This window comes from Pseudomonas sp. SIMBA_067, assembly GCF_046534675.1.
GTDB classification, from domain to species: Bacteria; Pseudomonadota; Gammaproteobacteria; order Pseudomonadales; family Pseudomonadaceae; genus Aquipseudomonas; species Aquipseudomonas putida.
Map to the genome: position 1 here is coordinate 201,773 of NZ_JAWRYH010000005.1, position 11,616 is coordinate 213,388.

The 11,616-nt window shown below is 61.9% G+C and carries 11 protein-coding genes; 1 reads left to right on the plus strand and 10 read right to left on the minus strand.

All coding sequences use genetic code 11. The features are described 5' to 3' along the window. Positions 1-19: 19 nt before the first annotated feature. The 4 genes from SB765_RS13565 to zwf form a co-directional block, all read right to left on the minus strand. Positions 20-763, minus strand: coding sequence for a monalysin family beta-barrel pore-forming toxin (locus SB765_RS13565; RefSeq protein ID WP_410910817.1), 744 nt, complete (start codon positions 761-763; stop codon positions 20-22). 168 nt (positions 764-931) lie between these two features. Then, the gene (locus tag SB765_RS13570; RefSeq protein ID WP_341797687.1) at positions 932-1,612 is read right to left on the minus strand and encodes a bifunctional 4-hydroxy-2-oxoglutarate aldolase/2-dehydro-3-deoxy-phosphogluconate aldolase; all 681 of its coding nucleotides are present in this window, start codon (positions 1,610-1,612) and stop codon (positions 932-934) included. A 17-nt stretch (positions 1,613-1,629) separates the two neighbouring features. After that, positions 1,630-2,343: a 6-phosphogluconolactonase gene (gene pgl, locus SB765_RS13575; RefSeq protein ID WP_341797686.1), complete on the minus strand. Its 714-nt coding sequence runs from the start codon at positions 2,341-2,343 to the stop codon at positions 1,630-1,632. Further along, positions 2,330-3,799 carry a glucose-6-phosphate dehydrogenase gene (zwf, locus tag SB765_RS13580; protein ID WP_016501277.1) on the minus strand — a complete coding sequence of 490 codons (1,470 nt, stop codon included), beginning with the start codon at positions 3,797-3,799 and terminating at the stop codon, positions 2,330-2,332. Before zwf ends, pgl begins: the two co-directional genes overlap by 14 nt. A gap of 211 nt (positions 3,800-4,010) precedes the next feature. Here zwf and hexR point away from each other — a divergent pair, with 211 nt between their 5' ends. Then, positions 4,011-4,874, plus strand: a complete 864-nt coding sequence (gene hexR / locus SB765_RS13585; RefSeq protein ID WP_169725179.1) for a DNA-binding transcriptional regulator HexR — start codon at positions 4,011-4,013, stop codon at positions 4,872-4,874. Here the strand turns inward: hexR and SB765_RS13590 are convergent. From SB765_RS13590 to SB765_RS13615, 6 genes are all read right to left on the minus strand, one after another. Further along, positions 4,867-5,721 (minus strand): D-hexose-6-phosphate mutarotase, encoded by an 855-nt coding sequence (locus SB765_RS13590; RefSeq protein ID WP_410910815.1) that lies wholly within the window; start codon positions 5,719-5,721, stop codon positions 4,867-4,869. The genes hexR and SB765_RS13590 overlap by 8 nt on opposite strands. Before the next feature lie 117 nt (positions 5,722-5,838). Further along, entirely contained in the window at positions 5,839-7,182 is a 1,344-nt protein-coding gene (locus tag SB765_RS13595) for a carbohydrate porin (RefSeq protein ID WP_059394649.1), read from the minus strand. Between the two features lie 41 nt (positions 7,183-7,223). After that, positions 7,224-8,378: an ABC transporter ATP-binding protein gene (locus SB765_RS13600; RefSeq protein ID WP_410931470.1), complete on the minus strand. Its 1,155-nt coding sequence runs from the start codon at positions 8,376-8,378 to the stop codon at positions 7,224-7,226. A gap of 3 nt (positions 8,379-8,381) precedes the next feature. Then, the gene (locus SB765_RS13605) at positions 8,382-9,227 is read right to left on the minus strand and encodes a carbohydrate ABC transporter permease (protein ID WP_341797684.1); all 846 of its coding nucleotides are present in this window, start codon (positions 9,225-9,227) and stop codon (positions 8,382-8,384) included. Further along, positions 9,220-10,128 carry a carbohydrate ABC transporter permease gene (locus tag SB765_RS13610; RefSeq protein ID WP_003255050.1) on the minus strand — a complete coding sequence of 303 codons (909 nt, stop codon included), beginning with the start codon at positions 10,126-10,128 and terminating at the stop codon, positions 9,220-9,222. The genes SB765_RS13605 and SB765_RS13610 overlap by 8 nt, the downstream gene beginning before the upstream one ends. A 145-nt stretch (positions 10,129-10,273) precedes the next feature. Further along, complete coding sequence (locus SB765_RS13615; RefSeq protein ID WP_410931471.1) at positions 10,274-11,560, minus strand: ABC transporter substrate-binding protein; 1,287 nt, start codon at positions 11,558-11,560, stop codon at positions 10,274-10,276. Positions 11,561-11,616 lie beyond the last annotated feature (56 nt).

The following is an 11,616-nucleotide window of genomic DNA, read 5'->3' on the forward strand; positions in this document are numbered from 1 at the left end:
GGTTTTTTTCTGTCAGAATTTAATAGCGATTACCGGGTGTGAAGTAAGCACCATAATTGAATACCCATCGGCCACTATTTTCCGGGAACTGATGGCCCTTCACCAACGCTGCCTCTTGAATTTCATCCCACCCTAGCGGCTTGACCGAATTTTCAGCAGCTACCGTGATGATTGAACTGGTTGCAATAGACGTAAGTATGCACAGATCCTCCCTGTCCTTCCTACCCGCTTTGGCGTAGGTTTTAGCCTTTGCGTATTTAAAGAAATCCGCGAAATTTCCGGCACCTGTAACACAATGCGCATAGACCATGTGCATCTGATAAAAGTTGAAAATACCCGGCCCTTCCAATTCAATTTTCCGGGACCGCGTAGTCGAGTGGCTAATACCCTGAGTGGTCGTGGATGTCAGCTTCCCACCCACAACGCTCCCCAGAAATCCCGTCCCGAGGTTGACCTCTGTTTCTACAGAGGAAGAGAACGAGCGGCTATACCCCTCCACCGTAGACACTTCTTCAGTATGCGTTACGCTACTGGGGACCCGTGCCATTCCCGCATACTCCAGATACGCCATTATCGGGGTAGAGTAGGTACCCCAGTTCTGATTGACGACATACATGTCACCGTAAACGGTGTCGCCAAGTATCCAGCAGCCAGGATTGACCTTACCGTCTACGCCATACAAATAAGTTTCTATTTCATAAGCTCCCCGCTTATGGGGAAAGTTGCCAATCGTTCTAATCATTTCTTTATCGATGAAGCTCATACAAACTCTCCGCTTTGCATTCAGGATTGCAGCGCCATCGTAATCGTCGTATTCGGTATCGATAATCGGGAAAGGCTTCTTGCACCGGCGACCCGGTCACACAAAAAACGCCCATAAAAAAAGGGGCGCTGACCAAGCGCCCCTCAAGCTGTAAAGCACACAACAAATTCAGCTGGCGTCCAACAGTGCCATCGCCTCCGCGCTGCACGCTTCGATCCGCGCCCAGTCGCCGTTCTTGATCCAGCTGCTGTCGAGCATCCAGGTCCCGCCCACGCACATCACGTTGGGCAAGGCCATGTAGTTACGTACATTGGCCGGGTTAACGCCGCCGGTTGGGCAAAAGCGAATATCGCCGAACGGGCCGCCAAAGGCCTTGATCGCCGCAACGCCGCCGCTGATTTCCGCCGGGAACAACTTGAACCGGCGGTAGCCCAGGGCATAGCCCATCATGATTTCGGAGGGCGTACTGATGCCTGGCAGCAGCGGGATTTCGCTGTCCACGCCCGCTTCGAGAATGTCCTGGGTAATGCCTGGGGTGACGACGAACTGTGCACCGGCTGCTTCGACAGCGGCGAACATGCTGCGATCAAGCACGGTACCGGCCCCTACACACAACTCTGGGCGCTGCTCACGCAGCACCTGGATGGCCTTGAGCCCATGCTGGGAACGCAGGGTCACTTCCAGGGTACGGATACCGCCGGCGGCCAGGGCATCGGCCAGCGGCAGGATGTCTTCCTCACGGGCGATGGTGATCACCGGCAGGATGCGCGCCTTTTCGCAGATGGCATCGATCCGGGCGGCCTTGTCGGCCATGGAGAGCTTTGGCTGTGGGCGTTCGAGGGTGGTCATGACAGTGGATCCTTGGCTCATGGGCACCAGTAGATGTCCAGGGGGTCGTGAAGAAAAGCGCGAATCGGCATTTCAGTAAGGTCGTTGCCAGCCAGCGCGGCGCGCAGGGTAGCGAGTTTGCCCGGCCCTTGCACGGACAGCGCGATGAAGGCGGCACTGGCCAGCAGCGAGCGGGTCATCGACAGGCGCTGGTGCGGCACGCTCGGCGCCAGCAACGGCAGGCAGCGACGCGGGCTGGCCAGGTCCAGGCCTGCTTCCAGGTTGGGGCTGGCGGGGAACAGCGAGGCGGTATGGCCATCGTCACCCATGCCCAGCACCAGCACGTCGATCGGCGGCAGCCCGGTCAAGGCCTGGTCGGCCTTGAGCGCAGCGGCATCAAGGTTTTCCGCCTGCTGGTACAGGCTAACAAAGCGGGCCTTGGCCGCCGCCCCCGTGAGCAGGTGGCGGGCCAACAGGCCAGCGTTGCTATCAGCATGCTCCACCGGCACCCAGCGCTCATCGGCCAGGCTGACGGTAACCTTGGCCCAGTCCAGGTGTTCACTGGCCAGCTTCTCAAGGAATGGCACCGGGCTGCGGCCACCAGACAGCACCACGCAGGCCTGGCCCTTGGCGGCAATGGCTGCACGAAGGCGCTCGGCCACATCATGGGCCAGGGTTGCAGCCAGCGTCTTGGCGTCGGCCAGCTCGTGAACCTTCACGGCTGCCGGCAATTTCAGTTCAGATATCCCCATACCACGCCCTCCCATCGCGTGTGATCAATGCAATCGAGCTCATCGGCCCCCAGGAGCCCGCCGCGTATGGCTTGGGCGCATCGCCCGCATTACGCCAGCCAGCGATCAACTGGTCGCACCACTTCCAGGCATATTCGATTTCGTCCTTGCGCACGAACAGGTTCTGGTTGCCACGCATCACTTCGAGCAACAGGCGCTCGTAGGCATCCGGAATCCGCGTACTGCGCCAGGTGTCAGAAAAATTGAGCTGCAACGGGCCGCTGCGCAGTTGCATGCCTTTGTCCAGGCCCTGCTCCTTGGTCATCACCCGTAAAGAAATGCCTTCGTCCGGTTGCAGGCGAATGATCAGCTTGTTACCGATTTGCAAACGCTGTTCCGGGGCGAAGATGTAGTGCGGCGTTTCCTTGAAGTGGATGACGATCTGCGACAGCTTCTGCGGCATGCGCTTGCCGGTGCGCAGATAGAACGGCACGCCCGACCAGCGCCAGTTGCGGATATCGGCACGCAGGGCGACGAAGGTTTCGGTGTCGCTGCGGGCGTTGGCGTTGTCCTCTTCCAGGTAGCCAGGTACCGGCTTGCCCTCGCTGTAGCCGGCAATGTACTGACCACGCACCACTTGGGTGCTCAAACCCTCGCCCGTGATCGGTGCGAGGGCCTTTAGCACCTTCACCTTCTCATCACGAATGGCATCGGCGGACAGCTCGCTGGGCGGGTCCATGGCGATCAGGCACAGCAACTGCAGCAGATGGTTCTGGATCATGTCGCGTAGCTGGCCGGCCTTGTCGAAGTAGCCCCAGCGGCCTTCGATACCGACCTTTTCGGCAACGGTGATCTCCACGTGGGAGATGGAATTCTGGTTCCACTGGGTTTCGAACAGGCTATTGGCGAAACGCAGGGCAATCAGGTTCTGCACCGTCTCCTTGCCCAGATAGTGGTCGATACGGTACACCCGGTTTTCGGGGAAGAACCGCGCCACGGCATCGTTGACCCGTCGCGACGACTCCAGGTCGTGACCGATGGGCTTTTCCAGCACCACCCGGGTACGCGGGGCCAGCCCGGCGTTGTCGAGGTTTTCGCAGATGGCCCCGTACACCGCTGCCGCCGTGGCGAAGTAGGCGATCAGCGGCAGGTCGCCCGGCAACTGCTCGGCCAGGGCCTGGTAACCCTCAGGTTGCAGGAAGTCCAGGTGCTGGTAGCTCAACCGGGCCAGGAAGCGGCCCAATGCAGCAGGCTCGATATCGGCCTCGGGCACATGCCGGCGCAGGTGGGCTTCGATGCTGTTCAGGTGCTCCTGCGCGCTGCCTGCCTCGCGGGCCAGCGCCAGCAGGCGGGTGTCCGGGTGCAGCAGGTTGGCACGGTCGAGCTGGTAGAGCGCAGGAAACAGCTTGCGCAACGCCAGGTCGCCAAGGGCGCCAAACAGGGCAAATGTGCAAGGATCGACACTGATCGCAGCCATGATGTAGGTTCTTTCCTAAAGTTGGTCTAGGAATACCGCTTTCGAATACGGTTTTCAAGGGATAATGTAGTAAAAACCACAACATTAAACACAAGTATTACAGACAAGTGGTGCGCCACCCGCACCGACAGTACGATAGACGACCGTGCAAAAAGCCTGCTGCTTCGTCAGCCGGCTGTCTTCCCGACCCAAGGACACACCCATGGACCGCGTGCGAAACCTCCTGGAGCAGATCCAGGGACGCCTCGACGAGCTGAACAAGGCCGAACGCAAAGTCGCCGAAGTCATCCTGCTCAACCCGCAACAAGCCACCCGCTTCAGCATTGCTGCGCTGGCCCAGGCGGCCAAGGTCAGCGAACCGACCGTCAACCGCTTCTGCCGCTCGTTTGGCGTCAGCGGCTACCCCGAGCTCAAGCTGCAACTGGCACAGAGCCTGGCCAGCGGCGCCGCCTACGTCAGCCGCGCGGTAGAGGCCGATGATGACCCGGCAGCCTACACCCAGAAGATCTTCGCCAGTGCCATCGCCTCGCTCGACGGCGCCTGCCAGCAACTGGACCCGCAGCAGGTCAGCCGCGCCGTGGACATGATGATCCAGGCCCGGCAGATCCACTTCTTCGGCCTGGGCGCCTCGGCCCCGGTGGCCCTGGACGCCCAGCACAAGTTCTTCCGCTTCAACCTGGCGGTGTCGGCCCACGCCGATGTACTGATGCAGCGCATGCTGGCCTCGGTGGCCCACACTGGCGACCTGTTCGTGATCATTTCCTACACCGGGCGCACCCGCGAACTGGTCGAAGTGGCCCGCCTGGCCCGTGAAAACGGCGCCTCGGTGCTGGGCCTGACCGCCGCAGGCTCGCCGCTGGCCAACGCCTGCAGCCTGAGCCTGCACATCCCGTTGCCGGAAGACACCGACATCTACATGCCGATGACCTCGCGGATCATCCAGCTGACCGTGCTCGATGTGCTGGCCACTGGCATGACCCTGCGCCGCGGCGTCGACTTCCAGCCGCACCTGCGCAAGATCAAGGAAAGCCTGAACGCCAGCCGCTACCCGATCGAGGACGACGAACTCAACTGAGCCGGTGCGCCTGCAGCCGCAGGTGGGCACGCTGCCCCGGCGCCAGGCTCAGGCCCTCGCCACTGCCGCTGGCGGCCTCGACACAGACAAAGCGCTGGCTTTCACGGCCGGTCACGCCCATCAGCGGTCGGTTACCCGGGTGCCAGACCACGGTGTCGTCGCTGTCGCCGGTATCGATGCACAGCTCGCGCTGCCAGGCCGGGTCCTGCAGCTGCACCCTCGGCGTGCCGGGGTAAACCTTCTGACAGCCGCCCTTGAGCTTCAGCGCGCCCTCTTCACGGCAGGCCTGGCGGTTGAGGCGGTCGTAACCTTCGATATCCTCCAACCCGGACAGCGCTATCTCGGACACGTCGCTGATACGCCAGTACGCCAGCAGCGCATGGCTCAGCTGGCAGGGTTCGCTGTCCTGGTGCTCGGTGCTCAGGCTCAGCTCCATACGGCTGCCCAGCCTTGCGTGCAGGTCGACCTGCCAGTCGCACAGGTCCAGGCGCCACTTCAAGGTCACGCCCTCATCGTCTTCGCGGCTGTCCACCAGCTTCCAGTCCAGCAGGCGCGCCCAGCCATGGGCCGGCCACAGGTCCTCACTGGGGTGACGGCCATACCACGGCCAGCACACCGGCACGCCGCCACGGATCGCCCCCACCTGCGGCCACTGCTCGGCGCACCACAACCAAGGCCGTTCACCTGCCGGCTGAAAGTGCAGCAGCTGCGCGCCCTGGCGGCTGAAGACCGCCTGGCAACGGGGGTGATCGATGATCAGCACATCGCGCTGCTGGTAACGCTCCCACTCGAATGTCGGCCTTGGCCGCTGCGAGGAAAAGAAGCGATGGAGCGGATGTTCGGGCATGGTTCAGAGCTCTTGTTGTTTGAGATAGCGCTGTCTCGGCCTATCCCCGACAACCACTGCAGGCCAGTGGGTGCCGGGAACCGAAAAGGGATTGGCGTAAATTTACAACAAATGCCCTCAGAATGACGACTGAATCTTCAAGCCTGCGACCAGCGCGTTGTCCACTTCGTCCACCCCGCCCGGGCTCTTGATGTACTGCAGGTTGGGCCGTACGGTCAGCCAATTGGTGACGTGGAAGCCGTAGTAGAGCTCGGCGTTGTACTCGGTGCGTTGCAGCGGCACGAAGCCTGGGTTGTCGTAATCGTTGATACCACTCTGGGCGTTGAGCAGTTCGGCGCGCTTCTTCACGTCGTCATTCACATGAATACGCGCCACACCGAAGCCGATGTCATCCTTGGGCCGGGCGTCGAAGGCGCCTTTGTAGACCAACCCCACCTGCTGGTAGTTGTCGACCACGTTGGTGGCCTTGTCGTGCACGGTAAAGTTGGCGAACAGGCTGAGGCCGCGGTTGACGTCGCCACCTTGGGCGGTGACCTGCTGCTGCGCCACTACCCACCAACCGTGCTTGCTGGAATGCGACTTGAATGCCCCACCAGTCAGCGCCTGCGGGTTGCCGTTGACGTCGTCGAACACATCGTCGGCCTTGGCCGTGCTGTAGTAGTAACCCAGACGGTACTCCCCCGGCAGGCCGTTGACCTTGGGCGACCACACCGCTTCCACCGGAAGGATTGCCCCCTTGGTACCGCTGCCGCTGAGCTTGAAGCCGTTACCGGTTTCCAGGTTGGAGGGGTTCTGCTCGAAGGCGCCGACCTGCACGAAGAATTCCGGGGTGATGTTGTACTTCACCCGCAGCGCCCACTGGCTGACCGGCCAGTTGTACCAGATGCCGCCCACCCAGTTGCCCACTTGCGAGCCACAGAAGGCCAGGTTCTGGAAGTCGCACGGGAAGCTGTTGAAGTCCTCGCCCTCGCCAAAGCGGCCGAATTTCACGTCCAGCGCGCCGTCGAAGTACTTTTGCTTGATCCACATCTGGGTCAGGCGCCAGGTCTGGCCGCGGCCCCACACCTCCTGCACCGAGCTGAACTGCCCGGCGCGCGGGTCGCTGATGCGGTCGTTGGACAGGTTGCGGCCGCTGCGCTCGGTGATCGCCAGCTTGAACTCGGCATCGTGCCAACCGAAGATCTTCTGCAGGTCCAGGTGTGCGCCAAGGGCAAACTGGTCGCTGTAGCGTGCAGTCTTGTCGTCGTTGTAGCCACCATGCAGGTTGCCGGCCACCTCCCCGACGTAGTCGAGGGTGAAGTCGTAGCCCTTCTCCAGCAACTCGGTACGAGTGCCGCCCCAATCCCCGGTCATCCATTTCGATTCGCTGGAAAAAGCCTCGGCAGCCTGCGCGCCGCTGCTGCCGACAACGGCGAGCAAAGCCAGCGAGCCCAATGTCCTGATACGTTTGCGCTGTTCCATCCCTTTGCGTCCTCTTTTTTCTTATTGATGGTGTAGACGAGTCAACGGCCTTTCAAGTGAGCCACGTTGTCCTTTGCGGTTGCGACAGTGCTGGCCAGGCGTATGCGCTCGCCACTGTCGGCGTCGAACAGCAGCACCCGGGCCGGGTCGAATTGCAGGTTGAGGGTGTCACCCACGCTGCACGCCACATCCGGCGCAAGGCGGCAGCACACCTTGGTCTGGTTGAGGGTGACAAACACCAGCAAGTCGGGCCCGGTAGGTTCGGTAACCTGCACCTCGGCGCGAATACCCGGCAAGCCATTGCCCTGCACAGCGCCCAGGGCGATCTGCTCAGGGCGGATGCCCAGGATGATCTCGCGGCCATCCAGTTCGTCAGCTGCCAGCCCCAGGGGCAACTCGCAGCGCGCCTGGCCGCTGTCGAGCAGCGCCAGCAAGCGGCCGTCCTGCCTGGCCAGGCGCACCGGAATGAAGTTCATCGGCGGCGAACCGATGAAGCTGGCAACAAACTGGTTGGCCGGGTCGTTGTAGATCTGCTGCGGGGTGCCGAACTGCTGGATGATGCCGTCCTTCATCACCGCCACCTTGTCACCCAGGGTCATGGCCTCGATCTGGTCATGGGTGACGTAAACGGTGGTGGTCTTCAGGCGCTGATGCATCAGTTTCATTTCGGTGCGCATCTCGACCCGCAGCTTGGCATCGAGGTTGGACAGCGGCTCATCGAACAGGTAGATCTTCGGCCGCCGCGCCAGCGCGCGGCCCATGGCTACCCGTTGTTGCTGGCCACCGGACAGTTGTGCCGGCTTGCGCGCCAGCAGGTGCTCGATCTGCAGCAGCTTGGCGACCCGCGTCACTTCTTCATCGATGGCCGCCTGCGGCATCTTGCGGATCTTCAGGCCGAATTCGATGTTCTCGCGCACGCTCATGGTCGGGTACAGCGCGTAGGACTGGAACACCATGGCGATGTCACGGTCCTTGGGGCTCATGCCGCTGACGTCCTGCTCGTCGATGAGGATCGCACCGCCGGTGATCTGCTCCAGGCCGGCGATGCAGTTCATCAAGGTGGATTTGCCACAGCCAGAGGGGCCGACCAGGATCAGGAACTCGCCATCTTTGATCGACAGCTGAATGTCCTTGAGGGTGTCCGGCAGGCCGCTGCCGTAGGACTTGTTCACATTGCGAAGTTCGAGCGTTGCCATGACTTACCCCTTTACCGCGCCGGCCGTCAGCCCGCGCACGAAATATTTGCCTGCAACCACATAGACCAGCAGGGTTGGCAGGCCGGCGATCATCGCTGCCGCCATGTCGACGTTGTATTCCTTGGCTCCGGTGCTGGTGTTGACCAGGTTGTTCAAGGCCACGGTGATCGGTTGCGAATCACCGCTGGAAAACACCACGCCGAACAGGAAGTCGTTCCAGATCTGAGTGAACTGCCAGATCAGGCAGACCATGATGATCGGCGTGGACATCGGCAGGATGATGCGCCGGAAGATGGTGAAGAACCCGGCCCCGTCCAGGCGCGCGGCCTTGACCAGCGCATCAGGGATGCTCACGTAGAAGTTGCGGAAAAACAGCGTGGTGAAGGCCAGGCCGTAGACCACGTGCACCAGCACCAGGCCGCCGGTGGTGCTGGCCAGGCCCAGCTTGCCGAGGGTGAACGAGGCCGGCAGCAACACGGTCTGGAATGGCAGGAAGCAGCCGAACAGCAGCAGGCCGAAGAACAGCTGCGAACCACGGAAGCGCCACATCGACAGCACATAGCCGTTCAGTGCGCCGATGGTGGTGGAGATCAGCACCGCTGGCACGGTGATCATGATCGAGTTCCAGAAGTAACCGCTGACCGTGCTCCAGGCCTTGACCCAGCCAATGCCGGTAATCACCGCCGGCCAGCTCAGCAGGTTGCCGGTGCTGATGTCTTCAGGGGTCTTGAAGCTGGTCAGCAGCATCACCACCAGCGGCACCAGGTACAGCAGCACGGCGCTCAGCAACACCGCGTGGATGGCGATGCGGCTGAGGCTGAGCGTGGGTTTGTCGACAGGGCTATGCATGACGTTTGCTCCGCAGCTCCGAGTACAGGTACGGCACGAGGATCGCCAGGATCGCCCCGAGCATGAGGATGGCGCTGGCCGAGCCCATACCCATCTGGCCGCGGCTGAAGGTGAACGAGTACATGAACATTGCCGGCAGGTCGGACGAGTAGCCCGGGCCGCCAGCGGTCATCGCCGCCACTAGGTCGAAGCTCTTGATGGCAATGTGCGAAAGGATCATCAGTGCACTGAAAAACACCGGGCGCAGGCTGGGCAGCACCACGGTCCAGTAGATGCGCGGCAGGCTGGCGCCATCCATCTGCGCCGCACGGATGATCGACGGGTCGACCCCGCGCAGGCCGGCCAGAAACATCGCCATGATGAAGCCCGACGCCTGCCACACAGCAGCGATCACCAGGCAATACACCACCCGGTCGGGGTCGATCAGCCAGTCCAGGCGAAAGCCCTCCCAGCCCCAGTCGCGCAACAACTTGTCCAGGCCCATGCCGGGGTTGAGCAGCCACTTCCAGGCGGTGCCGGTAACGATCATCGACAACGCCATGGGGTACAGGTAAATGGTGCGGATGAAGCCCTCACGGCGGATGCGCTGGTCCAGCAGCACCGCCAGCAACACGCCGATGGCCAGGCTGATGGCGATGAACAGGCCACCGAACAGCAGCAGGTTCTTGCTGGCGACCCACCAACGGTCGTTGTCGAATAGCCGCGCGTATTGCGCAAGGCCGGCCCATTTGTAGGTGGGCAGGAAGGTCGAGGTGGTGAAGGACAGCACGAACGTCCAGAGGATGTAGCCGTAGAAGCCCACCAGGACGATGAACATGCTGGGGGCCAGCACCAGCTTGGGCAGCCAGCGCTGAAGCGCGTCCAGGGGTGAGGCCCGCAGTTGGGCGGTAGTCGTGGTCATGGTTCAGATCCCCGTTTCAGAAACGGCACGCACTGCTGTAGGAGCAGCCTTGTGCTGCGAAGAGGCCATTGCAGGCACAGCAATGCCTCAAGCCATCCCGGCCCTTTCGCAGCACAAGGCTGCTCCTACAGGATGATTGTCAGCTTTACTGGGCAGCCTTGATCGCCGCCGCCAGCTTCTTCGCCGCATCGGCCGGGTCGGCCTTGGGGTCGTTGATGTAGTTGGTCACCACATCGAAGAACGCGCCCTGCACGGCCAGCGTGGTGGCCATGTTGTGCGCCATGCTCGGCTGCAAGCCGCCATTCTTGGCGTCGGCCAGGAAGTCCCTGGCCGACGCCTGCGCGCAGGCATCGAAGCCATGCTTGCCCATGTCGGCAAGCATGTCGTTACGCACCGGGATCGACCCCTTGTTGCCGCTGAAGACCTTCTGGAAGTCCTGGCCCAGCACTTTGCGGGCAATGTCCTGCTGGCCGGCAGACGTGCCGGCGTTGTTCTGCTTGAACACCACCAGCGAGTCGATGTTGTAGAGGAAGGCGTTTTCGGTACCGGGGAACGGCACGCACTGGTAATCCTTGCCGGCGGTTTTCTTGGCCAAGGTCCATTCGCTCTTGGCCCAGTCGCCCATGATCTGCATGCCGGCCTTGCCGTTGATGACCTTGGCCGCTTCCAGGTTCCAGTCCTGGCCTTTGCCGTCCGGGTCCATGTAGGTGGCAACCTTCTTCAGTTCGGTCAGCGCCTTGACCATGTCCGGACCGGTCAGGGCGGCGTTGTCGAGATCGACCATGGCCTTCTTGTAGCCCTCGGCGCCCATTACCGACAGCACCACACTTTCGAATACCGTGCTGTCCTGCCACGGCTGGCCGCCATGGGCAAGCGGGATGAAGCCGGCGGCCTTGAGCTTGTCGGCAGCAGCGTAGAATTCGTCGAGGGTGGCGGGCGCCTTGTCGATGCCCGCTTTCTTGAAGACGTCGGGGTTGATCCACAGCCAGTTGATGCGGTGGATGTTCACCGGCACGGCGACATAATCACCTTCGTACTTCACGGTGTCGGCGACCTTCTTGTCGAGCAATGTGTCCCACTTTTCTTCCTTGGCCACATCCTTGAGCACATCGCGATCGAGCAGGCCGGTGGCCGCCCAATCCTGAATGTCTGGCCCTTTGATCTGTGCGACACCCGGCGGGTTGCCGGCTACGGCGCGGCTCTTGAGCACCGTCATGGCCGTGGCACCGCCACCGCCAGCGACGGCGCCATCCTTCCAGGTAAAGCCGTCTTTCTCGACCTGGGCCTTGAGCACATCGACGGCTGCTTTTTCACCACCGGAGGTCCACCAGTGCACCACCTCGACACTGCCTTTGGCTTCGGCAGCCTGGGCACTGAGCGGGAGTAAGGAAGCCAGGGAAATTGCGGCAGCGAGACGGAGCGTGGGATTCATCGAAGCACCTTTCTTGTTGTTATGCCGTGCAAGTCGGTCGCTTGCGTTGCATGGAG